Source organism: Nocardia sp. PE-7 (assembly GCF_030486425.1).
In the GTDB taxonomy this organism is placed as follows: domain Bacteria; phylum Actinomycetota; class Actinomycetes; order Mycobacteriales; family Mycobacteriaceae; genus Nocardia; species Nocardia salmonicida_A.
Genome location: NZ_CP129614.1, coordinates 3,721,748 through 3,747,000, shown reverse-complemented (window position 1 = coordinate 3,747,000; position 25,253 = coordinate 3,721,748). Strand labels below are relative to the sequence as shown.

Genomic DNA, 25,253 nt, shown 5'->3' with positions numbered 1-25,253 from the left:
CGGAAAGAGATTCGGCATAGTATGGTCGGACTCGATCGCAGTCAGCGAGTGGATGTCAGATCAGGAGGCCGACAGTGGTCGATGCCGTCGAACGTCAGGTCGAGCACCTTCGCTCCGGGCCGCTGGTGAAGTGCCCCAGCGCCTTTCGCTATTGGGAAGCGCGCGACACCCCGCTGGTGCGTCGGCTCGAGCGCGTCTTCACGACCGTCACCAGGCAGCGGCTGTTTCCCAGCGACGAGCAGGCGAGTGCGCTGTGCGAGGACCTGTTCACCGGTGACCCGGTAGCCGAACGGTTCGTCGCCGAGGTGATGCACGGTGCGATCGGGTCGAAAGCCGGGCGCGCGATGCTGGAGACGGCGCTGGCCGAGGGCATCGATGCGGTGCCGGACGCGCCGGAATCCATGCGCGCGTTGTTCGTCGAGTTCGAGACCGTGCCCGACTGGGTGGTGCCCGAACTGGTGGAGCAGGGCGCGGCGATCTGGCGGCGCTGGGGCACCATGCTTTTCAGCTTCGCCGGAGCCGAGACTCTCGAGATGTACACCGAGGCCGCGGTCGCGACGCCACTGTCGCTCGCGGGTGGCTACGCGGGCGACAGCGCCCTGCGCAGGTTCCTGGAGACCACCCGCTTCTGGATCGACGTCTCCGCCCCTGACGCGCTGCTCACCCCGGGTTCGGCGGGTCGGGCCACCGCGCTGAAGGTGCGCGTGATGCACGTCTCGGTGCGCGCGAAGGTCGCGGGCCACCCCGAATGGGACCTCGAGCGCTGGGGGCTGCCGATCAGCCAGACCTACCAGATGCTCACCCTGTTGGCGGGCAGCGTGACGCCCGGCCTCGGCCTTTGGGCACTGGGCTATCAGACGACGCCGTCGGAAATCCGTGCGCTGCTGCATTTCCAGAAGTACATGGGTCACCTGCTCGGCGTGCGGGTGCGCTGGTATCCGGAGACCGTCCTCGACGGACTGCGGGTGTTGGCGATGACCATCGTCTCGCGGTCCTACGACGCCGGACAGCACGGGACCGAACTGATCGAGTCCTATCCGGCGGCCTTCGCCCCCCGCGACGGCCACCGTGGTCTGACCCGGTGGCGCGAGAAGTACAACTACCGGATCAATTCCGTGTACTCCGCGATGTACATGGCCCCCGGCACCCGCCGTCACTACACCATGCCGCCGGCGTTCCCATGGATCCTCATCCCGATCCTGCGTTTTCCGCTGATCACCGCGATGGAGATCGTGCGCCGGATCTGCCCGCCGTTCGCGCGGGCGCACGAAAAGCTCATGCTCGCCCATCGCGAGAACTGGTATCGAGCCCAGATGCAGGGCCGCACAGCGGCATTCGATGCCAGCGGTGCCCTGCGCCGATGAACCCACCGAAAGCAGCCATGACTACCGCAGACATCGTCGAAGTATGGAACGGGCCGGGACGTCGCGACGGCGAACTCACACCGGTCGAGCCGCGCCACAACGGATTGCATCCCTCGCCGAGCAAGCTCGCCTTCGAACACTGGTACTTCGACGCGCACCTCGACACCGGCCACGTGGTGATCGGTTTCCTGACCAAACGTCGACCCGAGGACCTGCCGTTGGCCCGGCCCTGGGTGGAGATGATGGTCTACGCCCCCGACGGCACCCGCCGCCAGGTGTCGCGGCGCTATCCGCACTCGGCGACCTCGTTCTCGCCCGATGCCTGCGATGTGCGCGTCGGCGCCAACACCGCGCGCACCGAGTTCCGCGACGACGGCCTACCGATCCATCACCTGCGGATGGCCGAGGACGGTCTGGTCTTCGACCTGCGGTTCCACAACGAGGTCCCCAGCTGGATGCCCGGCAAGGGGGAGACCCGTTTCGGCGCCAAGGATTCCTTCGGCTGGATGGTCGCCGCGCCGCGTGCCGCGGTCACCGGCTCGATCGAGCTCGACGGGGTGCGACACGAGGTCACCGGACGTGGATATCACGACCACAACTGGGGCGTCGGCGACATGAAGAGGATCATCGAGCGCTGGCATTGGGGCAGGCTGTACGTCGACGACTACTCGCTGCTGTTCGCCTCGGTGCTCACCCAGCAGCGTCACGGCGGACACGAGATCAGCCCGCTGATGCTCGCCCACCACGCCGACATCGTGCTGTCCACCGGCGAGACCGTCCTCACCGAGGGACCCGCGCGCTTCGACGCCACGGCGGGGCGGAACTACCCCGAATGGGTCGCACTGCAGGTGCCCGGAAAACTCGAACTGCGCCTGGATGTCGAGCGGGTCATCCACGCCCACGACCTGCTCGACGATCTGCCGATCGTGCGTTCGCGCCTGGTCAAACCCCTGGTGCACCGACTGGTCGGGCACCCGGGCTATTTCCGGTTCGAGTCGAGCTTCGACCTGACCGTGCACACCGAGAGCGGACCGCAGCGACGCAGCGGGACCACGCTGCACGAACTGGTCGCGCTGACATGACCGCCGGGCCGTGCTCACCGGCACAGAACTCGGTGCGGCGCATCGCAGCTCAGCGGGGCGGCTCGGTGCTGGTGATGAACCGGAAGAACTCGCGGCGCTGATCCTCGGTCGGCACGGGAAGGTTCTGGTTCCCGTGCACGAAGCCGATCCCGGCGAAGCACATCAGTCCGGCGCGCATCTCCGCCTGTTCCGCGGAGAATCCCATGTCGACCAGGGTCTTCGACAGGGTGTGGAAGATCCGTTGATCCAGCGCCTTCACCGCCTCGGCCACCTTGGCATTGGTGCGCGCCCAGTCGCGGACCGCGAGTTCCACCTGCCAGACCCGCTCGCCGGTGAGCAAGGCTCCCATCCGGGCCAAGCGTTCCTGCACCGGCAGTTCGTCGAGGTCGGTGAACCCGCGGGCCGCGTCGTTCTGATCGGCGCACCAGAACTGCGCGGTGGTCTCGAGCAACTGGTCGATACCGTCGAAATGCCAGTAGAAGCTACCTTTGGTGACGCCGAGTTCATCGCAGACCTTGGCGATGGTGATGGCGGCGACGCCGTCGCGCAGCAGCACACCCAACGCCGCGTCGGTCCAGTCCTCGACGCCGAGCCTGCGCGCCGCCCCACGCGCGGCCGCCGCTTTGCGTTTGGACACCGGCGCCGTCGGCCGGGTGTTGCCTGGCTCGTCGGTCATGGACGTCTCCTCGCGGCTCGCGGCTGGCACCATACTTCACCGTACAGTTCAACCTACCAAAAGGTATGGTCGGGCGATGCGGTTCAGTCCGACCGGATCGGACAGTGAGCCGTCGTGGGAGACAGAAAACGGCCCGAAACCCTGAGGGGGCTTCGGGCCGTGCACTGAGGTCGTGTCGGTTAACGCGAGACGCCGCGGCGACCGGTGACCAAACCGACGAGGAACAACAGGATGACCGCGCCGGCGATGCAGGTGAAGAAGCTGAACCACAGCCCGCCGCCGTTGACATCGACACCGAACAGCTTGAGCAGGAATCCGCCGAGCAGTCCGCCGATGACACCGACGACGATGTTGAGCAGGATCCCTTGCTGGGCATCGGTTTTCATGATCTTGCTGGCGATCCATCCGGCGAGTCCGCCGATGATGATCCAACCGAGAATTCCGAGACCGAGCATGGTCTACTCCCATCATCTGTCCGTGCCGGCGAGCACCCGGTGCGGGCCCTCGCTCTCACCGGCGGCATACCCCGGCCTCGTGCGGTCAATCAGGCTGTCGGGCAGATGATGTGGGTCGTGCTATTTCTGGATGGTGCGGGCGAGGATGCCGAGGGTGGCGCGCAGGGCCGCCTCGGGGATGATCGGGAAGATGGCCGCCTCGCGGTAGCGGGGCGCGATCTTGCTCCAGTCGTAGTACGAGGTGACCAGCGTGCCGTTGTCGTCGGCTTCCAGGCGGTAGCCGTACAGGTGCTCGATCGGCGGCTTGATGGCGCCCGAGATCGTCCATTCGAGGTGGGTGTCCTGCTCGAATTCGGTGATGATCACCGTCACGTCGTACTTGCCCATCGGGAAGTCGTTGAGCGACTCACGGTCCATGTGCACGACGAACTCGTCGCCCACGCCGGTGACGGGCTTTCCCTCCGCCGATTGCAGCATGCCCGAACTGTCGATGGCTACGTGCCCTTCGGGGGAGCACAGCAGCGTGAAGATCTCCGCGGGTGAGGCGGTGATGTGCCGCTGGACTTCGAACCGTTCTACCGTCATGTCGTCCACCCTCGCACACGGTCGTCGAGGTGTTCACGTCACCGACGACGATCTCCTCGAAAGGTTCGCGGCCAGGGTGGATCCGACTCCGTGCAGGACGATGCTGCCCAGCACCGTCATGACCATGACGGTCAACACCGGCTCGCCGTACTGCTCGGGCAGCAGGTTGAACGCGAGCAGCCCGAAGATGATCGAGGGGGTACCACGCGGACCGATCCATCCCAGGAGTAGGACTTCTCGCCGCGGGAGCCCGGATCCCACCAGGGAAATCGCGACGGGCACTATGCGCGCCACCGTGAGAACGCCCGCGCTGAACACGATCAATCGCCAGTCGATCTCGCCGGCGAGCGCGACGACGGCGGCGGCGCCGAAGGCGAACCACATCTGGGTGGTGAGCAGGAATCCGACGTCGTCGATCAGCTGATGGCCTTCGGCGAAATTCTCGGACCGACGGCGGAGGTGATGGAACATGACTCCGCACAGGAACGGGGCGACGAATTCGTTGCCGCCCAGTTCGTGCACCACGGCGAACGTCAGAATGGGGGCGGCGACGACGACCATCCGCTCGGACTGCGCGGTCATCAGTCCGCGCCGTTCGGCCGCGTTGACGGTGATTCCCAGGACGAAGCCGAGCGCGACGCCGACCACGACCGCCACGGCGACGGCCCACACCGCCGAGCCGAGCGCGCCGAGCACGGTTCCCGACGCCGCGGTGCCCGCGGCGACGGCCACGCCGAAGAACAGCACCGGCGCCAGGATCCCGTCTTTGTAGCCTGCTTCGATATTGAGCACATCGCGGACCCGCTCGGGTACTCGCTTGTCGCGCAGGATCGACGTAGCGGGTGAGAAATCGGTGGGCATGACCACGCAGGCGATCACCAGAAGCAGTGCCCATCCGGCGGTCGGGACCAGCCAGGAACCGAGAAGCATGGCCGCGACGATGCTCAGCGGCAGGGCCACCACCATCATCCGGACAACGACACCGGGATTGCCGCCGAGCAGTCGGCCGCGCGCTTCGGAGGAGTCGATGAACAGCAACACCGCGAGGATGATCTCGGCGGCCTCCAGCGCGGCGTGCGCGTCGAGGACTTCGGCGACGTCGCCGTAGGATGCGATACCGACGACGATCCCCGCCGCGACGACCACCATCGGAGCGGTGATGCGGTGCCGCTCGAACCACCCGGCCAGCATCGCCCACACCACGAACGCCGACGACACCGCGAGAATCACTCCGGTCACCAGGACAGCCTGCCAGAACAACGGGTTTCCACAAGGACGACACCCGCCGTCGTCTCCAGGCTGTCGAGTGGGCCCGATCACCTGCCGGCGCGGCCGGATCCCCACGATCGTGGCCGCCGGGCACCGAATCATTGTTCGGCCGAGGGCAAGTTCCGCGTGTCAGGATGGATCGCATGGCATCGATTCCAGAAGGTCGTGCGCTTCCCGCTGATCCGGCCTCGGCAAGTGCCTATGACAGCTTCGCTGAGGGCTACACGGCCGAGAACGCGACCAATCTTGTACACGTGCACTACAACCGGCCCGCACTGCTCGAGCTCGCCGGGAACGTCACCGGGCGGCGGATCCTGGACGCCGGCTGCGGCTCCGGCCCACTGTTCGCCGCGCTGCGCGATCGGGGCGCGGTCGTGACCGGCATCGACGCGAGCTCGCGGATGCTGGAGCAGGCCGGGCAGCGCCTCGGCCCCGATGCGGACCTACGGGTCGCTGATCTGGCGGACCCGCTGCCCTTTCCCGACGGCGCGTTCGACGACGTCGTCGCGTCTCTGGTGCTGCACTACCTGCGGGACTGGGGACCTACCCTGGCTGAGCTACGCCGCGTACTGGTGCCGGGCGGACGTCTCATCGCCTCGGTCGAGCATCCTTTCGCCAACTTTCTCGGGCAGCGCCTGGCCGGGGACGAGACCAACTATTTCCAGACCCGCAACCGGGTCGAAGAATGGACCATGGGCGGGCAGACCGCCCAGCTGAGCTTCTGGGACCGGCCGCTGCACGCGATGACCGATGCCTTCACCGCGGCGGGCTTTCGCATCGGTGTCATCAGCGAACCGCCGGCGCTACCCGCCGCCCGAGAGCTGGCCCCCGAGATCTTCGACGAGAGCACCGGCACGCGGTTCCTCTGTTTCCTGTTCTTCGTCCTGCACAGCGACTGACAGCCGGCCTTCTCAGAGCTGCGATGCCACCTCGGCGGCGATGAGTTCGAGGTGGTCGAGGTCGGCGAGATCGAGGATCTGCAAGTAGATCCGGCTCGCGCCGATCTCGCGGTAGCGGGCGATCTTGTCGACGACCTCGGCGGGCGAACCGGCCAGACCGTTTTCCTTCAGCTCGTCGACCTCGCGGCCGATCGCGGCGGCCCGGCGCGCCACCTCGGCGTCGGTGCGTCCCACACAGGCGACCAGGGCGTTGGAGTACACCAGGTCGTCGGTGCGTCCGGCTGTGCGCACGGCGGCGCGCACCCGGTCGAACTGGGCGGCGCTGTCGGCGATCGAGGCGAACGGCATGTTGAACTCGGTGGCGTAGCGGGCCGCCAGGCGCGGGGTGCGGACCTTGCCGTTGCCGCCGATGATCACCGGTACCGGATCCTGCACCGGCTTGGGCAGGGCGGGGGAATCGGTGAGCTGGTAGTGGGCGCCGTCGAAGCTGAACGTCGACCCCGGCTCGGTCTCCCACAGGCCGGTGACGATGGCCAGCTGCTCCTCGAGCAGACCGAACCGATTGTCCGGGAACGGGATGCCGTAGGCCGCGTGTTCGGCGGCGAACCAGCCGCTGCCCAGACCGAGTTCGACCCGTCCGCCCGACATCTGATCCACCTGGGCGATCTGGATGGCCAGGGGTCCCGGCAACCGGAAGGTCGCGGCGGTGACCAGGGTGCCCAGTCGGATCCGGGAGGTGTCCCTGGCCAGCCCGGCCAGGGTGATCCACGCATCGGTGGGGCCGGGCAGGCCGGAGGCATCGCCCATGGCGAGGTAGTGGTCGGAACGGAAGAACGCGTCGAAGGCGAGCTCCTCGGCCGCGCGCGCCACCGACAGCAATGTGTCGTAGTCGGCGCCCTGCTGAGGCTCGGTGAAGATACGGAGGTCCATGATCATCATCGTGCCCGATGCGTGCGTGGTCCGCCCGGGCACCGATCCCCGTGCGTCTCAGCTGCGGAAATCGTCGAAATCGAAGCCGGGCGCGACCACACAGCTGACCAGTACTTCCGCGTCCGCGTAGGGCCGTGCGGCCTGCCAGTGGCCCGCGGGCACGAGTTGCTGTACGCGGTGCCCCTGTTCGATGTCCGGGCCGAGGATCACCCGCTCGGGTGTGCCCGGTGTGTCACGGTCGCCGCCGAGGGACAGCTCCAGCGGCCCGCCCCGGTGCCACATCCAGAGCTCGTCGGAGCGCACCGCGTGCCAGATCGACTGTTCGTCCGAAGGCAGCAGGAACAGGATGCCGGTCGCGGCGACGCGCGGGCCCGGATAGCCCTCGGGCTCGAAGGTGTGTGTGCTGCGCCAGGTTTCGCGGAACCAGCCACCTTCGGGATGCGGAAGCAGGTCCAGCGTCGCGGCCGTGGCGGGCCGGTGCAGCAACTCCGTATGGCGACCGGCGGGACCGCGGCGAGCCCAGCGGACGGCACTGACGGCGGACCGGGGAACGGTGTCGCTGGTGGGGGAGATCCCGCGCGGGGTGAGTACGAGAACGGGCGCGGTCGTCGGCACCAGGTCGGCGACCGCGAGCGCGGCCTCGTCGTCACCCGCCCAGTTGGTCCGCTCGTTGTCGACGTGAAGTCGGTCGCCCGCGCTCAACCAGGCATCGAGCGTGGTGACGACTACCGGGCCGGAATCGGTGGAGTTGCCGGAGGTCATAGATGAGTCCCGTCGGATTACGTCAGGTGGACATGTCGGTCCTACCATCGGTCACGGCGACGAGCCCGACACGGTCCGGACCTGCATGTCGCTCACCGTAACGGCTGCGCGATCGGTTCGCAGGGGCGCACGGGTGCGCGACGACGTGAGCCGCTGCTGTGGGCGCTGACGCGAGATGCCCACAGCAGCAACATCACTCAGGCGTCTACGGAAACCGTGGCCGATCGCAGATCGGGGAGGCCGAGGTTGTCTCGCAGGGTCGTTCCGGTGTATTCCGTGCGAAGGGCACCGCGGTCTTGGAGCAGCGGGACCACGCGGTCGACGAATTCGTCCAAGCCGGTGGGAACGAGGTGCGAGCCGAGGATGAAACCGTCGGAGCCGTCGTTGTTGACGAATTCGTCGATCTTCTCCGCGACCTGGGCCGGCGTGCCGACGATCGGGCCGCGCTCGAACTGGTCGATCACCGTCTCGCGCAAGGTCAGCTTCTTGGCCTCGGAGATGTCGCGCAGTCGCTTGACCGTGGCGAAGCGATCCTGGTGCAGGAAGGCGCGGCCCTGGATGAACGACGGCGCATCGGGATCCGGCTCGATGTCGGGGATCGGGCCCTCGGGGTCGTAGCCGGACAGATCCCGGTTCCAGATCTGTTCGAGCAGGATCAGCGCGGTCTGTCCGGTGACCTGTTCGTTGCGGATCGCGTGGTATTTCTCGATCGCCTCGGCTTCGGTGTCGCCGAGGACGAAACTCGCCGATGGCAGGATCTTGATGTCATCGGCCGAGCGCCCGGCCGCCACCGCGCGCGCCTTGATGTCGCGATAGAAGTCCGCGGCCTCGGGAAGCTTGCCGTAGGGGGAGAAGATGGCGTCGGCATTGGCCGCGGCGAAATCGCGGCCCTGCGGCGAGACACCGGCCTGGAGGATCACCGGCCTGCCCTGCGGGCTGCGCGGCACGGTGAAGCGCCCGGAGATGTCGAACTGCCGACCACGGAACGCGAACGCGCCCGCGTCGGGCCTGGCCAGGAATCGCCCACTGTCCTTGTCGGCGACGATGTCGTCGACGTTCCACGAATCCCACAGGGCGCGAACAGCGTTCAACGTCTCCTCGGCCCGCACATACCGGTCGGCCGGGTCGAGGAAGCCGCCGCGGCGGAAGTTCTGTCCGGTGAAGGCGTCGAAGGAGGTCACCACGTTCCAGGCGGCGCGTCCGCCGGAGAGGTGATCGAGGGTGGCGAATTGGCGGGCCAGTTCGTAGGGCTCGTTGAACGTGGCGTTGATGGTGCCCGCGAGGCCGAGGTGCTTCGTGACCGCGGCGATAGCGGCCAGCACCCCGAAGGTGTCGGGACGGCCGATGATGTCCTGGTCGAAGATCTGGCCCGCGCGTTCACGCAGGATGAGACCTTCGGCGAGGAAGAAGAAGTCGAACTTGCCGCGTTCGGCTGTGCGCGCGGTGTGTTCGAACGAGCTGAAATCGATCTGGCTGCCCGCCTGGGGGTGCCACCAGGCGGTGTGGTGGTTCACGCCGCCGAGGTAGGCGCCGAGGATGACCTGCTTACGGGGTGTACTCATCAATGGGACCTCACACTCGGGCGTAACGGTTGGGCACGGTGGTCGACAGTCCGAGCAGTCCGCGCAGGGATTGCTCGGGGTAGCCGGTGCGGAACACTCCGCGCTGTTGGAGGGCGGGCACGAGTCGGTCCGCGATCGCGGCCAGGTCGTCGACAGCCACACCGGGACGCAGCCGGAATCCGTCGACCCCCTGGGCGTCCCAGTCGGTGAGCAGATCGGCGAGTTCCTCGGCGCGGCCGGTGAAAATGGCCGCGTCGGAGGTGAATTCGGCACCGGACTGATCGTTCAGGCGGGCCAGGCGTTGCGCGCCGGTGTCGTCGTCGGTGTCGAGGAAGACGACCAGGTCGGCATACACCCGCAGTGGTTCGCCCACCCTGGTCGCACCAGCGGTCGCGACCTGTCGCAGGATTTCCGCGGGTCCGTGCTCGCGCGTGGGTGTGATGAAGACGAGATCGGCTGCCGCGGAAGCGAATTCGTAGACGCGCGGGGCGTGGGCGAGTGCGGTCACCACCGGCTGACCCTGTGGTGGGCGCGGGGTGATGGAGGGACCGCGGACGTCGAAGAAGCGACCTTCGAAGTCGATGTAGTGCAGCTTGTCGCGGTCGATGAAGCGACGGGTGGCGACATCGCGGATCTCGGCGTCGTCCTCCCAGCTGTCCCACAGGCGGCGCACCACTTCTACGGCGTCGGTGGCCTCCTCGAACAATGCTTCGGCGTATTCGGGGAGCGTGCCGGTGGCGATGATGTCGGCGAACTCGGCGGGCGTCGGTTCGGTGATCTCGCGCCGCCCGAAGTGCTCGGCTTCCTCGGTCCCGGCCGAGACCCTGACCTGCCAGCCCGCGCGGCCGCGGGAGGTGTAGTCGAGGGTGGCGAGCGCGGTGGAGACGTGGAACGGCTCGGTGTGGGTGGTCGTCACCGTCGGGATGAGTCCGATGTGGCGCGTGATCGGGGCGAGGCCGGCGGCGATGAGATGTGCGTCGAGCCGGGCGCGGACCTGGTCTACGGCGTTGTCGTCGCGGGTGTGCAGCGGACCCGGGACGCGCAGGCTGTCCTCGATCGTGACGAAGTCGAGCAGGCCGCGTTCCGCGGTGCCGACCAGGTCGGCCCAGTAGCCGGCGCTGAACAATTCGGTGGGCCGCGAGTTCGGTGCTCGCCAGGCGGCCGGGTGCCAGCCCGCGCCGTCGAGCGCGACACCCAGGTGCAGTGGGTTCGGTGCCATCGTCTGCCATTTCTGTGGTTCGGTGAACGGTGCCTGGTGCAACGCTCGATGCCGGGCACCCGCTGCGCGCCGGGTACGGGTGCCGTGGTCGCCTGAGGGGCGGCGGCTCGAGGCCGCTCTCGATCACAGGTGGCCAGCGGGGGTGGCCGGAGGCATGTGAACGGGCGCCGCGAGGACGTCAACCGTTGAATTCAGCCCGATCGACGGGAAATAGGCCGTCGCTTCACCATTGCGTCGACCGTCGCACCGGTAGATCCTCGTCACCTGACGTATCTCACCGACTTCTCGCTCTTCGGGAATTTATTTCGTGCCGCGACCCGTCCGCCCAGGTGACAGCAGTGAAACTCGGTGTAAGCCGGAGGTGGGTAAAGGCTTTCGCTCGCCGGGCGGGTCGATACTTTCGACGTGAAGACAGCGCAGGAAAACCCGAGCGAGGAGTTACTCGTTCGAGTGCGTGACTATGCGGAGCAAGTGTTGAGACCCGCCGCGTTGTCGACCGACCGGGACGGGGTTCTCGCGGATCGCATCGACGAACTGGGCGAACTCGGCCTGCTCAACCATCTCGCGCCGAGCGAATTCGGTGGGCTCGCGATCGACCGCGACACCGACCGTCGAGTCCACGAGATCATCGCCGGCGCCTGCTTCAACACCTGGCTGGTCTGGGCCCAGCACGCGCCGCTGGCCGGGCGCATCGCCGCCGCACGCGCGACGGGTGCTCCGGTGTCGGCGCTCGCCGCACGGATTCTGCGCGGGGAGTTGCTGCTCGGCGCGGGGGTCAGCGATGTGCGGCGGTTCCCCGATCACTATGTCGCGGCCCGTAAGGCGGCCAACGGCTGGATCTTCGAGGGCACCCTGTCCTGGGTCAGCGGTTGGGGTCTGAACTCGGCGCTCACCGTGGCTGCCGTGGAACCGGATACCGAAACCGTGGTCACCGCGCTCGTCCCGGTCGGGGAACGAACCCGCAGCGCCGGGCCGCTGGAACTCGGCGCCGTCGCGGGCAGCCGGACGGCCCGGGTGCACCTGGACGAAGTCTTCGTCCCCGACGAGAACGTCCTCACCACACAGAGTCTCGACGAAGCGCGCTTCGCCGACGCCGGGACCGCGAGTGACGCGCGAGCCCATCACTTCGGCCTCGCCGAGACGATCCTGACCGAGCTGGAGTGCAGCACCGTGCCGCTCGCCGCGGCCGTCGCGGCGACCTGGCGCCCACGCGTCGCCGACATCCGTTCCACCGCGTACGCGCTCGCCGACGAAGCGACAGCGGCGGGCGGGGACCGCATCGCCTCGAGGAGCGCCTTGCCACCAAAGTGGCCAGCGGCGAAGCACTCTCGGCGATCAGCCGCGCCCTGCTCATCACCAGGTCCGGCCGTGGCCTCGGCGGTGACGACACCGCGCAATTACACGCCCGCTCCGTCCTCTTCGTCCTGGTCCAGGGCCAGACCGCCGATGTCCGTCGCGCCCAGCTCGCTGCGCTGACCCGCTGATCACCACCGAACGGAACCACCGAACATGAGTCTCGAATTCCTCTGGTACATCCCCAATCAGGTCACGCCCGGCCACCGCGGCGAGCCCGTGGCCGCCGACCACAACAGCCTGGACACCCTGAACACGCAGGCGAAGGCGCTGGAGGCGCACGGCTGGAAGGGCGCGCTGCTCGGCACCGGCTGGGGCCGCCCCGACACCCTGACCGTCGCCGCGGCGCTGGCGGCCAGGACCGAGTCCTTCGAGCCGCTCATCGCGATCCGGCCCGGCTATTGGCGTCCGGCGAACTTCGCCTCCGCCGCTGCCACGCTCGACCACCTCTCCGGCGGCCGGGTCCGGGTGAACATCGTCTCCGGCAAGGACGATCTGGCCGCCTACGGCGACAGCGAGGGCGACCAGGCCGACCGCTACGCCCGCACCAAGGAGTTCCTCCAGCTCGTCCGCAAGCTGTGGACCGAGGAGAACGTCACCTACCGCGGCGAGCACTTCCAGGTCACCGACTCCACGGTGGTGCCCCGCATCGAGCCGCGCGGCGAACGTCGTCATCCGACGCTGTACTTCGGTGGGGCCTCCGAGGCGGCCGAACGGGTCGCCGCGACCGAGGCCGACGTCCAGTTGTTCTGGGGTGAGCCCCTGGAAGGGGTGCGTGAGCGCATCGAACGGTTGCGCGCGCTGAGCACCGAACTGGGCCGTGAACACGCACCGCTCGAATTCGGTTTGCGTATCACGACTTTCGTCCGCGACACCACCGAGCAGGCGTGGGCCGACGCCGAGGCGAAGGTCGCGGAGATGGCGAAGAACAGCCAGGGCGCCTCGAATCCGCACCGCCGCACCGCTGTCGGCCAACAGCGACTGCTCGACCTGGCCGCGCGCGGCGAGGTACTCGACGACAACCTCTACACCGCACCGGGCAAATACGGTGGCGGCGGCGCGGGCACCACCTGGTTGGTCGGTTCCGCCGAGGATGTGGCCAAGTCGCTGCGCAAGTACCGCGATCTCGGCATCACCCACTTCGTGCTGTCCGACACCCCGTATCTGCGCGAGATCGAGCGCCAGGGTTCCCAGCTGCTGCCGTTACTCGGGGAGTGAGCCCCGCTGCTGTCCTGACTGTCGACCCGGTGCGCAGTCGACGGTTCCGGCTCATCGCGGTCTTCGCGGTGACCCAGACCGTCGGCTACGGCGCGATGATCCAGGCCTTCACCGTGCTGCTGGTCCCGATGTCGCAGGCGTTGGCGGTCTCCCGCACCGAAATCGCCGCCGCTGCCACCATCTCCACGCTGATCGGGGCGTTGGCCGCGGTGCCGGTGGGCAATCTGCTCGACCGCTACGGTGGGCGGGCCTTGATGACGGCGGGCTCGGCGCTCGGCGTCGGCGCGGTGCTGCTGTGGTCGCAGGCGCAGAGCCTGGCCCAGCTGTACGCGGCGTTCACGCTGATCGGGTTGGCACTGGCCACCTCCACCTATGAGGCCGCGTTCGCCGTTCTGGTGGTGGCCACCGAACCGGAACACCGGGATTCGGCGATCGTCGCGGTGACCACGGTCGTCGGTCTGGCCACCAGCCTGTACTACTTCTTCGCGGGCTGGCTCGAAACGCAACTCGGCTGGCGCACGACACTGGTGGTGCTGGCGATCGGTTTCGCGGTGATCGTGGTGCCCGCGCACCTGTGGGCGGTGCCGGGGCGCGCGGCGCACACCAGCCGGGTCGCGCAACGCACCGGCGTTCGCCTCGGTGACGCGCTCCGTGACCGCAAATTCTGGCTGCTGGTGGTCTCTTTCGTCGCCCAGAGCGGGTCCACCTCGGCCTTCCTGCTGATGATGGTCACCTACTTCCGCGACATCGGCTATTCGCCCGTGTCCGCCGCGGCGCTCCCGATCGCCGTCGGCGTCACCCAGATCGCCGCCCGCCTGGCCCTGGCCCCCTTGGCTCGCCGCTTCGGGATGACCAGCGTGACAGGGGTTTCCTTCGCCCTCCAAGGAGCGGGATTGCTGGCGCTACCGCTGGCAGGGACCTCACTGCCGCTCACGCTGGCCTGCATCGTCGCCTTCAGTACCGGCTACGGCACCAGCGTGATCGCCCGGCCGTCCATCGTCGCCGACAGCTTCGGCGTCCCCCAGTTCGCCGGCATCCTCGCGGTGATGACCGTCCCGATCGCGCTGTCGCGTGCGGGCGCGCCCTTGGCCGCCACCTGGCTCGGTGACTGGCGATTCCTGGTAGCCATCGGGCTCGCGGCCCTCCTCGCCGCTGTCGCGCTGATCCCGCTGTCGCGCACACCGCCGGTCGACCACCCGCCGGTCCCCACCCAGGACGCGGTCACCGGGCCTCACTGCGGCGCGACCCCGTAACGGACCGGCAGCGCAACGGCCGCCCGCTCGAACGTGAGCGGGGCGGCCGTTGGACTGCGGTGACTACGCGGGCAGGCTTTCGGCCGCGCGGTTCCCCGGGAAGGGCAGCCCGAAGCGAGCGCGCAATGTCGGTGCGGCGTAATCGTTTTGGAACAGACCACGCTCCTGGAGGATCGGCACCACCAGGGTCGCGAAATTCTCCAGGTCGACGGCGGTCTCGGCGGGCATGATGGTGAAGCCGTCGGCGGCGCCCGCGTCGAACCAGGACGCGAGATCGTCGGCGACCTGCTCGGCCGAGCCGACCAGGAGGCGGTGGCCGGAGCCGCCGGCACCCTGCTGGATCAACTCGCGCGGAGTGCGCGGTCCCTCGGCGATGAGCGCGCGGGTGGAGATGCTGAACCCGGTCGAGAACGCACCGGTCGGAACGGTGTCGGGAAGATCGTCGACGCTGATCGGATCGTCGGGGCCGAAAGAGTCCGCGGGCAGGCCGAGATTGCCCAGCAGTGCGGTGGTGAGTCGCTCGATCGGCAGCAGGTCATAGAGTTCCTGCTCGCGCCGGCGTGCCTCGTCCTCCGTCGCCGCGACCAGCACCACCACGCCGAGCGAGATCTTCACATCGTCGCGATGACGACCGGCCGCGGCCGCGCGCTGCCGGATGTCGTTGCGGAACGCGACCGCCTTGGCCTGGGTCTGGGCGACGGTGAACACGACATCGGCGAAGTCACCCGCCAACTTCAGCCCACCCTCGGACCCGCCCGCCTGCACGACCACCGGTCGACCCTGCGGGCCCGGAGCCACCGGCAGCGGCCCGGCGACCGAGAAGAACTCGCCCTCGTGATCGATGCGATGGATCTTGTCGGTGTCGGCGTAGCGACCGGTCGCCTTGTCCGCGATCAGCCAGTCCGGCTCCCAGCTGTCCCACAGCCGGGTGACCACGTCGAGGAACTCCCAGGCCCGCCGGTACCTGGTCTCCTTCTCCGGATGATCGGTCAGGCCGAAATTCGCTGCGGCAGCGGGTGTTCCGGTGGTGACGATATTGACCGCCGCCCGCCCCTTCGTCACGTGATCGAGCGCCTGGAATCGCCGCGCGAGGTTGTAGGGGGAGTTGTAGGTGGTCGACGAGGTGATCACGACACCGAGATGCTCGGTCACCGCCGCGACGCTGCCGAGCAGGACGAGCGGATCGATCCCGGTGCCGGGCGCCTCCTCGATCTCCCCGCGCAGGGCAGGGCCGTCCCCGAGAAAGACCGCGTCGATCTTGGCGGCCTCGGCGATCTCGGCCAGGCGCTGGAAATAGTCGATGTCGAGGTAGGCGAGCGGATCGGCGTGGTCGAGTCGCCACGCCTGGCGGAAGTGTCCCGGTGTCATCAGGGACAGGTTCAAATGGAATCCGGACATGGTTGGTGCCTTCTGATGCGGTCGGTGAGACAGGAGACGCCGATGACGTGAGCGGTCTCGGCCACGTCATCGGCGTCGTGTTCGGGCAGGAATCAGAGCTTCAGGCCGGTGCCGTGGACACCGTGTTCCTCGATGAGGGTGAGCTCCTCTGCGGTGAAGTCGGGGAAGTTCAGTGCGGCGGTGTTGTGGTCGAGCTGGGCCACCGAACTCGCGCCGATCAAGGCCGAGGTGACCTCGGGACGGCGCAGCACCCACTGCAACGCCAGCTGGGCCAGCGACTGCCCGCGCGCGGCGGCGATCTTGTTCAGCTCGGCGGTGCGCTGCCGGTAGGTCTCGTCGATGACATCGGGGGACAGGAACGTGCTGTTCTGCGCGCGAGCACCCTCGGGGATGGTCTCGAGGTACTTGTCGGTGAGCAATCCCTGGGCCAGCGGCGAGTAGACGATCACGCCGAACCCGTCCTGGGTCGCGGTGTCGAGCAGACCGTTCTGCTCGGGGCGGCGATCGTAGATCGAGTAGCGGGCCTGGTGGATCAGCAGCGGGACACCGGCGGCGCGCAGCTGCTCGGCGATCTCGTGGGTACGGTCGGGCAGGTAGTTGGAGATGCCGACGTAGAGCGCTTTGCCCTGCTGTACCGCGCTGACCAGCGCGCTCACAGTCTCCTCGAGCGGGGTGTCGAGGTCGGGGCTGTGGTGGTAGAAGATGTCGACGTAGTCGGTGCCGAGATCGCGCAGGCTGTGCTCGAGGGAGTTCAGGATCGACTTGCGCGAGCCGCCGCGCAGGTACGGGCTCGGCCCGATCGCGTTGCCCGCCTTGGTGGACAGCACGATCTCGTCGCGGTACGGCGCGAGGTCCTTGGCGAGCACCCGGCCGAAGTTCTTCTGCGCGGCGCGGTGCGGGGGACCGTAGCGGTCGGCGTTGTCGAAGTGGGTGATGCCCAGGTCGAAGGCGTGCAGGATGATCTCGCGCTGGGTGGCGAAGGCGTAATCGGTGCCGAACTTCTGCCACAGCCCGAAGGAGAAGGCGGGCAGGTCCAGGCCGGAGGCGCCGGTGCGCCGGTACGGGACCTTCTCGTAGCGGTCTTCCGCGGCGGTGTAGGTGCGGTCGAAGGGGCCGTAGCTCATCAGGTTGGATCTTTCTCTCGGTGGTTCAGAACAGACCGGTGGTCGGGGGTTGTTCGCCCGTCAAGTGAAACGCGCCTGCGACGGATTGCTTCCACTGGCGGGGGTTGTGATTGGCGGCGGTCCTGGCATTGCGCCAGTGCCGGTCGAAGCCGAGGGCACGGTCGGTGATCGAGCCGCCACCCACGTCGAAGACGAGTTCGGCTGCGGCGAGGGCGGATTCGATGGCGATCACGCCCGCCTGGGCCACCTCGACCGCCGCCGCCGCACCCGCGGCCCTGGCATCGTCGCCGGTGCGCCCGCGCACGCCCTCGAGTGTCTCGGCGGCCAGCAGGACCACCGCTCGCGCCGCCTGGGCGCGGGCGGCGATCTCGCCGACGGTCTGGCGGACATAGGGATCGTCGAGGCTGCTGGTCGCGGTGCTGTGCTTGATCGGGCGGGCCTTCTCCCGCACGTAGGCGACGGCGTCGTCACGGGCGCGCGCGGCGATGCCCGCCTGCACGGCGGCCAGATACAGCTGGGCGTAGGAGCCCTGCCATGGATTGTCGGGTTCGGTCTCCGGCGCCGGGGTGATCTCGTCGCCGCTCACGCGCACTCCGGTGAAGCGGGTGGTCCCACTGGCGGTGAGGCGCTGGCCGACCGCGTCGAAGTCATCGAGCCGTTGCACCCCCGCGCGATCCACCGGCACGGTGAACCGCAGCACCGTCCCGTCCTCGGTCTGTGCCTGCGTGGAGAACCAGTTCGCGTACAGCCCACCGGTCGAGTAGTACTTCTCGCCGTCGATCACCCAGTCCGCGCCGTCACGGCGGGCGGTCGCGTTGACCTGCCCGCTGGCGCCGCCCGTGCGTTCATTGCTGGTGCCCGTGAACAGGTCGCGGTCGCGTAGCCGTCGCAGCGTCTGCTCCCGGTGCGGCAGGTCGGGCCTGCCCGCCACCTGGTTCGCGGTCAGAAAACTACTCCGCAATGCCTGCGCCACACTGGAATCGGCCCGCGCGATCTCGATCACCAGGTCGGTGACCTCGCGCAGCGACCCGCCCGCCCCGCCCTCCGCGGCGGCAATGCCGGTCAGGGCGATCCCTGTCTCGGCGAGCGCGCGCACCTGTGCGAAGGCGTAGTCGCGGTCGATCTCGCGTTGCCGCGCCGTCTCGGCGAGCTGGCGCAGGATCGGCGCCGCGGCGGCCCGGATGCCCGCCACCGTGAGCGGGGAGTCGGGCCTTGTCGACGGGGAACGCGCTGGTGTCCCGGCGATGTCGGGATCCGGCGCGGTGCCGTGAGTCGAGGCGATCGGCAGGCTACCGCCGCTGATACCCGACACGGCGTCGAGTACCGGGAGAGCGGGTGTGGCCGATGCTGATCCGGTCGGGCCGGGTTCGAACAGGGGCGCCGACTGGTCGACGGCGGTCATCGCGCGCCGTTCGGCGCGGCATCGGCTGCGGCGGTCGCCTCGCCGTTCGGCGCGGCGACGGTGGCGTCCGGTGTGACGACCGAGGGACGCTGCCGGTAGTAGCCCGGCACCGGCGCGTTGCCGTTGACAACGAAGTCGCCCAGCACGCGCGGCTTGTAGATGACCGGGTTGTGTGAGGCGAGGGTGCGGGCATTGCGCCAATGCCGGTCCAGGTGCACGCTGTTGCGGATCGTGGACGACCCGCCCGCGTCGAAAGCCCTTGTCGCGGCATCGAGTACGGCCTCGATCACCGCGATCTGCGCGGCGGAGGTATCCAGGTAGGCCCGGGTGTAGGCGGCCTCGTCCCCGGTTGCGTGCGCGGCCTCGAGCTGCTCGGCGACATGCCGCAGCAGGGTTTCGGCGGTGAGCCTGCGGGCTTCCAGGAGTCCGATCACCGACAGGATGTCGGGATCTTCGGTGGCGTGCTGGGTGAGCGCGTGCAGGCTGGTGCGCGTGCGACCGCGCACGATCGCGGAAGTCTCGGCGACGATGCTGCGCGCGATCCCGGTCAGATTCGCCAGGTGCACGATCTGGACGAAGGAATCCAGCCCGCGCAAGGATTCCTTGAACCGGCCGATATCGCCGTGCTCCTCGACCGGCACATCCTCGAAATAGGTCGTGCCGCTGCCGGTTTGACGCTGACCGATGCCGTCCCAGTCGTCGGCGTGGGTGACGCCGGGATGCCGGGCCGGGATCACCACGAAACTACGGGTGCCCTCGTCGTCGACCACGGCCGCGCGGATGAAGTCGGCGAATCGCGCGCCCGTCGAGTAGAACTTGGTGCCCGAGACCACGCGCACGCCGTCCTCGCCCACCCGGGCGCGCGTGGTGGTCACACCCCAGCCCGCGGATTCGCCCACCGCCTCGGCGACCAGCGCCGAGGGCTCGGACTGCGCGTTGCCGAACACCGCGCCCGCGCCGATCGCCCGGAACCAGTGCTCGCGCACCACCGGATCGGTTTCGGCGCGCAGGATCTCAGTGGTGGTGAAATGTCCGCGCCAGATCTGCGGAATATTGGAATCGGCCTGCCCCGCCTCGGCCAGCAGCCCGAACAGCGTCGGCAGGTCGACGTCGAAGCCGCCGTACTCCACCGGCACCCGCAACCGGCCGAAGCCCGCGTCCGCCAGCGCCTGGATCAGCGCGTCGGGGTGCTCGAAGGCGAGGTCGCGCTCGCCCGTGCCCGGGACGAACTCGGCCAGGATGGACCGGATGCGGGGGAGTGCCTCGGCCAGAGTGGCGGGCGCGATGGTGGTGGTCATGACAGTCCTCCGATGAGGTCGCGGCCGGCGATCGCGTCGAGCAGACGCACGGTGTAATCGTCGGTGGGAGAGGAGAAGACCTGGTCTACGGTGCCTTGTTCGACGATGCGGCCTTCGCGCATCACCGCCACGCGATCGGAGATCGCGCGCACCACGGCCAGGTCGTGAGAGATGAAGACGTAGGTGAGCCCGCGTTCTTCCTGCAGGCCGCGCAGCAGGTCGAGGATCTGCGCCGCGACCGAGACGTCCAGCGCCGAGATGGGCTCGTCGAGCACGATCACCTTCGGCTCGAGCACCAGCGCGCGAGCGATGGCCACCCGCTGACGTTGCCCGCCCGACAATTCGCGCGGATGCCGGTCGACGAAATCGGCGGGCAGGGCGGCGGCCTCGAGCGCGGCCACCACCCGATCTCGATTCGGCCTGCCGCGACGCAGCCCACGGCGCGGCTCGAACGAGCGCAGCGGCTCGTCGACCACGTCGTAGACGTCGAAGCGCGGATCGAACGAGGAATACGGGTTCTGATACACGATCTGCACGTCGCGGCGCAGTGGACGGAACTCCCGGCGGCTCAGCCGGGTGATGTCGGTACCGAGCAGCGCGACCCGACCCGAGTCCGCTTCGGTGAGCCCGGTCAGCACCCGCGCCGTCGTCGACTTCCCGCTACCGGATTCGCCCACGATGGAATAGGTTTCGCCGCGTCGTACCCGGAAGGAGATGCCGTCGACGGCGGGTACGCCGCCGTAGTCCTTGCGCAGCTCGTCGACCTCGATGACCGTCTCGGTGCCGACCGCGACCGGTGTGCGCTCACGTACCCACGGCCGCCGCGACGGCACGCTGTCGAGCAGCCGCCGGGTGTAGGGGTGTCGCGGGTCGGCGACCAGCTGCGCGGTCGGCCCGAATTCGACCAACTCGCCCTGGTGCAGCACCCCGATCAGATCGGAGCGGTCGGCGGCCACGCCGAGATCGTGGGTCACCAGCACCACGCTGGTCCCCGTGCGCAGCCGGACTTCGTCGAGGAGGTCGAGCACCTGTTTCTGCACCGTGGCGTCCAGCGCCGAGGTCGGCTCGTCGGCGATGATCAGATCCGGTTCGGCCGCGACCGCAGCGGCGATGAGCACCCGCTGGCGCATCCCGCCCGAGAGTTCGTGCGGGTACTGGCGATAGCGGCGCTCGACATCGGTGAAGCCGACCAGCTCGAACAGTTCGTGCACCCGTTCGCGGCGAGCGTCGGCATCGAGCTCGGTGTGCAGCCGCAGCACATCCTCGACCTGGTGTCCGACCCGGCGCACCGGGTCGAGCGAGACCGTCGGGTCCTGCGGGATCAGGCTGATCGCGCGTCCCCGGATCGAGCGCCAGCCTTTCGCGCTCAGCTCGGTGAGGACCTGGTCGCGGAAGGTGATGGTGCCGCCGGTGACCTCGCCGTTGCCGGGGAGCAGCCCGAGCACGGCGTGGGCGGTGGTGGTCTTGCCCGAACCGGACTCGCCGACCAGCGCCAGCACGGTGCCGGGCGGGACGTCGAAGGAGACGTCGCGCACCACCGGCGAGACCCGGTCGTCCACCCGGTAGCCCACGCGCAGGTTCGCTACGCGCAGCACCGGCCGCACATCGATTTCTCTTGTAGGCGTTGATATTTCGTGGACGACGCTCATGCGGAGCCCCTCCTGGAGAGATGGCGGGACAGGTGATTGGTCGCCAGCACCATCACCACGATGGTGAGCCCCGGCCACAGCGTCAGCCAGCCGCGCGTGGCGATGTAGTTGCGCCCGTCGGAGACCAATCGACCCCATTCCGGGTCCGGCGGCTGCGCACCGAGCCCGAGGAAACTCAGCGAGGCGATCCAGATGATCGCGATGCCGAACTGCACGGTGACCAGCGAGACGGTCGGCGCGATCGAATTGGGGATCACGTGTCGCAGGAGAATCGCGCCGGTCGAGGCCCCGCTGGTGGTCGCCGCCTCGACGTAGGTACTGGTACGGGCCTTGACCACCTCCGAGCGGATGAGCCGGGCGAAGGTCGCCGACGAGGTGAGCCCGACCGCGATCCCCGCCTGCCACACGCCGAAACCGAGCAGCACCACGATGGTGATCGCCAGCAGGAAGCCGGGAATCGACAGCACCACGTCGATGAGCCGCATCACCGCGCTGTCGGGGAACCCGGCGAACCAGCCCGCCACCGCGCCGAGCAGGGAGCCGACGAGCACACCGACGCCGACGGCGATCGCCGAACCCAGCAGTGAGGCCCGCGCGCCGTAGACGATGCGCGCGTAGAGGTCGCGGCCGAGCTGATCGGTACCGAACCAGTGTTCACCCGAGGGCGGCTTCAGCTTCTGGGCCGGATTCACCGCGAGCGGGTCGTAACCGGTGAACAGCTGCGGCACGATCGCCCACGCCACGATGGTGAGGACCACCAGCAAGGCCAGCGCGACCGTCCAGTGCCGACGGGTCCACCGCAGCGCGGACCGTGTCCGACGTGCCGGGGCGGCCGAATCAGGTTGTGCTGGAGCAGCTTCGATCTTCTCGAGTGTCGTCATGGCATCGCCACCTCGGCAGGCAGTCGACGCGGCACCGCCGCGACGACCGGAACGGATACGGTGGCCTGCTTGCGTACGGCCGATCGCGACCGGGTGACCCGGTGCGTGCGCCCGTCCACCAGCACCCGCGGATCGATGAACGGATAGGCCAGGTCCACCGCGAGATTCACCAGCACATAGGCCACCGTCGAGAGCAACACCACACCCTGCACCACCGGCAGGTCCTGGGTGTCGACCGCGCCGACGGTGAGCTGGCCGATGCCCTGACGCGCGTACACCGACTCGGTCACCACCGCGCCCGCGATCAGTTCACCGAAGGCCAGCCCGAGCAGCGTGAGCACCGGCAGCGACGAATTGCGCAGCACATCCTTGCGGAAGATGTAGCCCTCGCTCGCGCCTCTGGCCGCCACCACGTGCACGAACGGTCGCTGCCGGGTCGTGCGCACCGAGGTGGCGAACACCTGCGCCAGCGGCGCGGCCACGATCAGCCCCAGTGTCGCGGCGGGTGCGATGAGCGCGAGCACCGTGCCGTTGTCGACCGAGGGGATCAGGTGCCAGCGGAACGAAAGATATTGCAGCACCAGTACACCGACGACGAACGTGGGAACCGAGGCGAACAGCGCGGGCGCGGAATCGAAGACGCCGCGCAGCCACGCCCACGGCGCGTAGTTGGCCGCCACCGCGACGACGGCGGCGAATACCAGCCCGAACACCAAGCCGAGCCCGGTCAGCGTCAGCGTGGAGGGCAGCGCCTCGGTGACCGCCTGCGTCACCGGCCTCCCCGAGGTGAGCGAGAAGCCGAGGTCACCGTGCAACAGTGCCCACAGCGCGTGCAGGTACTGCTCCCAGGCAGGCCGGTCGAGCCCGTAGAACTCGAGCATCAACCGGCCCGCCTCCGGCGTGATCTGCGCTTCCGGGTTCTGGATCCGGTTGTTCACCGAATCCCCCGGCAGCGCGCTGAGCAAGACGAACGACAGGGTGTAGGCGGCCCAGAGGACCAGTACCGCTTGGACCAGCCGTCGCAGGACGTAGTTGCGCATCGTCGGTCTCCTACCCGGTGATCCAGGTGTCGTAGAGCCAGGTGCGGGCCGTGGACTCGGTGGTGAAACCGTGCACGGTCGGCGCGAGTCCGAACACCTGGGTCTCGTCGTAGAGCGGAATGGCGTAGCCCTCGCCGAACACCCGATCCTCGACGGCCTGGATGGCTCTGGTGCGGGCGGCGGGGTCGAACTCGAAGGCCTGCGCGCGCACCAGCTCGTCGAGCTTCGCGTCCGGCACGGGTGCGAAGAACTCGTTCTGCGCGGTGCTGTCGAACGCGGTGCGCAACACGTCGGCCTCGGCGCGCGAGGTCTGGCCCTGTACCAGCGACCAGTTGTCGGGACGCGCATTGCGCACGGACTCGTACTCGGTCTGCGACACGGTGTGCAGGCTCAGCTCGACCCCGGCCTTCTTCCACTGCGACTGCAGCAGTTCCAGCACCGGCTGTGCCACCTGGTAGACGGGCGCTACCCAGATCTCGAACTGCAGACGCTTGCCGTCCTTGACCCGGATGCCGTCGCCGCCCTTCTTCCAACCCGCGCCCTCGAGCAGCGAATTGGCCTTGTTCAGGTCATAACCCAGGTACTTGCTCGCGTCGCCGCGATTGGGAGTGTCCTGCACCAGGATGCTGGTCGGAATCGGGTAGCTCGGCGAGAGCACCGTCTCGTTGATCTCCTTGCGATCGGTGGCGGCCTGCAACGCCAGGCGCACGTCCTTGTCCACGATCGGTGCGGTCGAATCCAGTTGCACCGACAGCTTGTTGGTCTGACCCTGCACCGCGAACGCCTCGATCCGGCCACCGTTGGCGGTCACCGTCTCCTCGTCGTAGGGGCTGATGTTGCGCGCGATGTGCGCCTCGCCCGACTGCAGCGCGCCGACCCTGGTACCGGCCTCCGGCACGGTCTTGAAGACCACCCGCTCCAGGTAGGCCTTGCCCTGATGGCCCGAACCCGCCGGCGCCCAGTTGTAGTCCTCGCGCCGCTTCAGGGTGATACCGGTATTGCCGGTGACCGACTCCACCACGAACGGACCGGACCCGATCCAGTTCTTGGCCTGACTCTGCCCGTTGAGATCTCGCTCCAGGAACGGCTTGGCCAGGATGGACCCGGCCCGGTAGAACGAAGCCACCTGCAGGAAACCGGCATTGGGCTTGGTGAACGCCACCTCGACGGTCAAGGGATCGATCACCGTCGAGGCCCGGTAGTCGGAGAAGAACCGGTCCGGCGGAATGCCGAGCGCTTTGTCGCCGAGCGCGTGCTGGTCGTAGTTTGCTTTCACGACCGCCGCGTCGAGTGGGTCACCGTTGCTGAACGTGACTCCCTCGCGCAGGCGGAAGGTGTACTTCAGCTTGTCGGGGCTGACCTCCCACGACTTGGCCAGCCAGGGCTTGATCTCCCCGGTTGCGGGGTCCTGCCAGGTCAGGCGCTCCGCGAGGTTGTTGGCGACCTGACTGTTGGACCAGATCGAGTTGACCGGCGTCCACGCTGCGTACTCGATGGGATCGTAGAAGTTCAGCGTGCCACCGAACACCGGGTCGCCTGCCGCCTCGTTCTGCGATGACGGCCCACCACACGCGGCCAGCACGGTGGCGAGGGCGATGGCCGCGGTACCGGTGGCCAGGAGTCGACGGAATCGAATATTCCTCATGTGGTCGTGGGTCTTTCGTCGGAGCGGACTGTGTTGCTTACACTCCGGAGGTTAAGTCCGCGACCGTCACATTCCGCGATTTCGGATCGCCAAGAATGCCTACACCATTAATCAAGTTTCGCTTCACGATCGGGTGGCGTGCTCGATTCACTAAAACTGAACAAATCACGAAGTGCAACTTGGTTGTTC

The 25,253-nt window shown here is 68.3% G+C and carries 22 protein-coding genes; 6 read left to right on the top strand and 16 right to left on the bottom strand.

The annotated features are described in order from the left end of the window. Positions 1–74 precede the first annotated feature (74 nt). Both QX204_RS17720 and QX204_RS17715 read left to right on the top strand, forming a co-directional pair. On the top strand, positions 75–1,364 hold the full coding sequence (locus tag QX204_RS17720; protein WP_301900844.1) for an oxygenase MpaB family protein: 1,290 nt from the start codon (positions 75–77) through the stop codon (positions 1,362–1,364). A gap of 17 nt (positions 1,365–1,381) precedes the next feature. After that, positions 1,382–2,446 (top strand): lipocalin-like domain-containing protein, encoded by a 1,065-nt coding sequence (locus tag QX204_RS17715; RefSeq protein WP_301900843.1) that lies wholly within the window; start codon positions 1,382–1,384, stop codon positions 2,444–2,446. Between the two features lie 49 nt (positions 2,447–2,495). Here the strand turns inward: QX204_RS17715 and QX204_RS17710 are convergent, their stop codons facing one another. From QX204_RS17710 to QX204_RS17695, 4 genes are all read right to left on the bottom strand, one after another. Next, on the bottom strand, positions 2,496–3,122 hold the full coding sequence (locus tag QX204_RS17710; protein ID WP_301900842.1) for a TetR/AcrR family transcriptional regulator: 627 nt from the start codon (positions 3,120–3,122) through the stop codon (positions 2,496–2,498). A 179-nt stretch (positions 3,123–3,301) separates the two neighbouring features. Then, positions 3,302–3,577: a GlsB/YeaQ/YmgE family stress response membrane protein gene (locus QX204_RS17705; RefSeq protein ID WP_301900841.1), complete on the bottom strand. Its 276-nt coding sequence runs from the start codon at positions 3,575–3,577 to the stop codon at positions 3,302–3,304. Positions 3,578–3,697: 120 nt separating this feature from the next. Then, positions 3,698–4,162 (bottom strand): SRPBCC family protein, encoded by a 465-nt coding sequence (locus QX204_RS17700; protein WP_301900840.1) that lies wholly within the window; start codon positions 4,160–4,162, stop codon positions 3,698–3,700. A gap of 33 nt (positions 4,163–4,195) precedes the next feature. Next, positions 4,196–5,401: a cation:proton antiporter domain-containing protein gene (locus tag QX204_RS17695; protein WP_301900839.1), complete on the bottom strand. Its 1,206-nt coding sequence runs from the start codon at positions 5,399–5,401 to the stop codon at positions 4,196–4,198. A 173-nt stretch (positions 5,402–5,574) separates the two neighbouring features. On the opposite strand from QX204_RS17695, the gene QX204_RS17690 reads away from it, so the two are divergent. Next, positions 5,575–6,330 carry a class I SAM-dependent methyltransferase gene (locus QX204_RS17690; protein WP_301900838.1) on the top strand — a complete coding sequence of 252 codons (756 nt, stop codon included), beginning with the start codon at positions 5,575–5,577 and terminating at the stop codon, positions 6,328–6,330. A 12-nt stretch (positions 6,331–6,342) separates the two neighbouring features. Here the strand turns inward: QX204_RS17690 and QX204_RS17685 are convergent, their stop codons facing one another. From QX204_RS17685 to QX204_RS17670, 4 genes are all read right to left on the bottom strand, one after another. Further along, complete coding sequence (locus QX204_RS17685) at positions 6,343–7,260, bottom strand: LLM class F420-dependent oxidoreductase (RefSeq protein ID WP_301900837.1); 918 nt, start codon at positions 7,258–7,260, stop codon at positions 6,343–6,345. 57 nt (positions 7,261–7,317) lie between these two features. Further along, positions 7,318–7,746 (bottom strand): cupin domain-containing protein, encoded by a 429-nt coding sequence (locus tag QX204_RS17680; RefSeq protein WP_301908027.1) that lies wholly within the window; start codon positions 7,744–7,746, stop codon positions 7,318–7,320. Between the two features lie 473 nt (positions 7,747–8,219). After that, complete coding sequence (locus QX204_RS17675) at positions 8,220–9,584, bottom strand: NtaA/DmoA family FMN-dependent monooxygenase (protein WP_301900836.1); 1,365 nt, start codon at positions 9,582–9,584, stop codon at positions 8,220–8,222. A gap of 10 nt (positions 9,585–9,594) precedes the next feature. Beyond that, positions 9,595–10,803: an LLM class flavin-dependent oxidoreductase gene (locus tag QX204_RS17670; protein ID WP_301900835.1), complete on the bottom strand. Its 1,209-nt coding sequence runs from the start codon at positions 10,801–10,803 to the stop codon at positions 9,595–9,597. 471 nt (positions 10,804–11,274) lie between these two features. On the opposite strand from QX204_RS17670, the gene QX204_RS17665 reads away from it, so the two are divergent. From QX204_RS17665 to QX204_RS17655, 3 genes are read left to right on the top strand one after another with little or no spacing between them, the layout of a single operon-like run. Beyond that, a complete protein-coding gene (locus QX204_RS17665; protein WP_301900834.1) occupies positions 11,275–12,279 on the top strand; it encodes an acyl-CoA dehydrogenase family protein in 1,005 nt (334 codons plus the stop codon). Positions 12,280–12,312: 33 nt separating this feature from the next. Continuing rightward, positions 12,313–13,374, top strand: coding sequence for an LLM class flavin-dependent oxidoreductase (locus QX204_RS17660; protein WP_301900833.1), 1,062 nt, complete (start codon positions 12,313–12,315; stop codon positions 13,372–13,374). A gap of 29 nt (positions 13,375–13,403) precedes the next feature. Next, the gene (locus QX204_RS17655; protein ID WP_301900832.1) at positions 13,404–14,627 is read left to right on the top strand and encodes an MFS transporter; all 1,224 of its coding nucleotides are present in this window, start codon (positions 13,404–13,406) and stop codon (positions 14,625–14,627) included. A 63-nt stretch (positions 14,628–14,690) separates the two neighbouring features. Here the strand turns inward: QX204_RS17655 and QX204_RS17650 are convergent, their stop codons facing one another. The 8 genes from QX204_RS17650 to QX204_RS17615 form a co-directional block, all read right to left on the bottom strand. Continuing rightward, positions 14,691–15,995: an NtaA/DmoA family FMN-dependent monooxygenase gene (locus tag QX204_RS17650; RefSeq protein ID WP_301900831.1), complete on the bottom strand. Its 1,305-nt coding sequence runs from the start codon at positions 15,993–15,995 to the stop codon at positions 14,691–14,693. 122 nt (positions 15,996–16,117) lie between these two features. Beyond that, entirely contained in the window at positions 16,118–17,149 is a 1,032-nt protein-coding gene (locus tag QX204_RS17645; RefSeq protein ID WP_301900830.1) for an aldo/keto reductase, read from the bottom strand. A 25-nt stretch (positions 17,150–17,174) separates the two neighbouring features. Further along, positions 17,175–18,551, bottom strand: coding sequence for an acyl-CoA dehydrogenase family protein (locus tag QX204_RS17640; protein ID WP_301900829.1), 1,377 nt, complete (start codon positions 18,549–18,551; stop codon positions 17,175–17,177). Next, positions 18,548–19,849: an acyl-CoA dehydrogenase family protein gene (locus QX204_RS17635; protein WP_301900828.1), complete on the bottom strand. Its 1,302-nt coding sequence runs from the start codon at positions 19,847–19,849 to the stop codon at positions 18,548–18,550. The genes QX204_RS17640 and QX204_RS17635 overlap by 4 nt, the downstream gene beginning before the upstream one ends. Continuing rightward, positions 19,846–21,498: a dipeptide ABC transporter ATP-binding protein gene (locus tag QX204_RS17630; RefSeq protein WP_301900827.1), complete on the bottom strand. Its 1,653-nt coding sequence runs from the start codon at positions 21,496–21,498 to the stop codon at positions 19,846–19,848. Before QX204_RS17630 ends, QX204_RS17635 begins: the two co-directional genes overlap by 4 nt. Next, entirely contained in the window at positions 21,495–22,379 is an 885-nt protein-coding gene (locus QX204_RS17625; protein ID WP_301900826.1) for an ABC transporter permease, read from the bottom strand. The genes QX204_RS17630 and QX204_RS17625 overlap by 4 nt, the downstream gene beginning before the upstream one ends. Further along, positions 22,376–23,419 (bottom strand): ABC transporter permease, encoded by a 1,044-nt coding sequence (locus QX204_RS17620; RefSeq protein ID WP_301900825.1) that lies wholly within the window; start codon positions 23,417–23,419, stop codon positions 22,376–22,378. The genes QX204_RS17625 and QX204_RS17620 overlap by 4 nt, the downstream gene beginning before the upstream one ends. A 10-nt stretch (positions 23,420–23,429) precedes the next feature. Continuing rightward, complete coding sequence (locus QX204_RS17615; protein ID WP_301900824.1) at positions 23,430–25,064, bottom strand: ABC transporter substrate-binding protein; 1,635 nt, start codon at positions 25,062–25,064, stop codon at positions 23,430–23,432. Between the last annotated feature and the right edge of the window lie 189 nt (positions 25,065–25,253).

Excerpts from the sequence above, each read along its gene's own strand:
- QX204_RS17710 (WP_301900842.1), bottom strand. The coding sequence starts at position 3,122 with ATGACCGACGAGCCAGGCAACACCCGGCCGACGGCGCCGGTGTCCAAA.
- QX204_RS17690 (WP_301900838.1), top strand. The coding sequence starts at position 5,575 with ATGGCATCGATTCCAGAAGGTCGTGCGCTTCCCGCTGATCCGGCCTCG.
- QX204_RS17670 (WP_301900835.1), bottom strand. The coding sequence starts at position 10,803 with ATGGCACCGAACCCACTGCACCTGGGTGTCGCGCTCGACGGCGCGGGC.
- QX204_RS17625 (WP_301900826.1), bottom strand. The coding sequence starts at position 22,379 with ATGACGACACTCGAGAAGATCGAAGCTGCTCCAGCACAACCTGATTCG.
- QX204_RS17715 (WP_301900843.1), top strand. The coding sequence starts at position 1,382 with ATGACTACCGCAGACATCGTCGAAGTATGGAACGGGCCGGGACGTCGC.
- QX204_RS17675 (WP_301900836.1), bottom strand. The coding sequence starts at position 9,584 with ATGAGTACACCCCGTAAGCAGGTCATCCTCGGCGCCTACCTCGGCGGC.
- QX204_RS17635 (WP_301900828.1), bottom strand. The coding sequence starts at position 19,849 with ATGACCACCACCATCGCGCCCGCCACTCTGGCCGAGGCACTCCCCCGC.
- QX204_RS17615 (WP_301900824.1), bottom strand. The coding sequence starts at position 25,064 with ATGAGGAATATTCGATTCCGTCGACTCCTGGCCACCGGTACCGCGGCC.
- QX204_RS17620 (WP_301900825.1), bottom strand. The coding sequence starts at position 23,419 with ATGCGCAACTACGTCCTGCGACGGCTGGTCCAAGCGGTACTGGTCCTC.
- QX204_RS17645 (WP_301900830.1), bottom strand. The coding sequence starts at position 17,149 with ATGAGCTACGGCCCCTTCGACCGCACCTACACCGCCGCGGAAGACCGC.
- QX204_RS17685 (WP_301900837.1), bottom strand. The coding sequence starts at position 7,260 with ATGGACCTCCGTATCTTCACCGAGCCTCAGCAGGGCGCCGACTACGAC.
- QX204_RS17650 (WP_301900831.1), bottom strand. The coding sequence starts at position 15,995 with ATGACACCGGGACACTTCCGCCAGGCGTGGCGACTCGACCACGCCGAT.
- QX204_RS17700 (WP_301900840.1), bottom strand. The coding sequence starts at position 4,162 with ATGACGGTAGAACGGTTCGAAGTCCAGCGGCACATCACCGCCTCACCC.
- QX204_RS17705 (WP_301900841.1), bottom strand. The coding sequence starts at position 3,577 with ATGCTCGGTCTCGGAATTCTCGGTTGGATCATCATCGGCGGACTCGCC.
- QX204_RS17640 (WP_301900829.1), bottom strand. The coding sequence starts at position 18,551 with ATGACCGCCGTCGACCAGTCGGCGCCCCTGTTCGAACCCGGCCCGACC.
- QX204_RS17630 (WP_301900827.1), bottom strand. The coding sequence starts at position 21,498 with ATGAGCGTCGTCCACGAAATATCAACGCCTACAAGAGAAATCGATGTG.
- QX204_RS17660 (WP_301900833.1), top strand. The coding sequence starts at position 12,313 with ATGAGTCTCGAATTCCTCTGGTACATCCCCAATCAGGTCACGCCCGGC.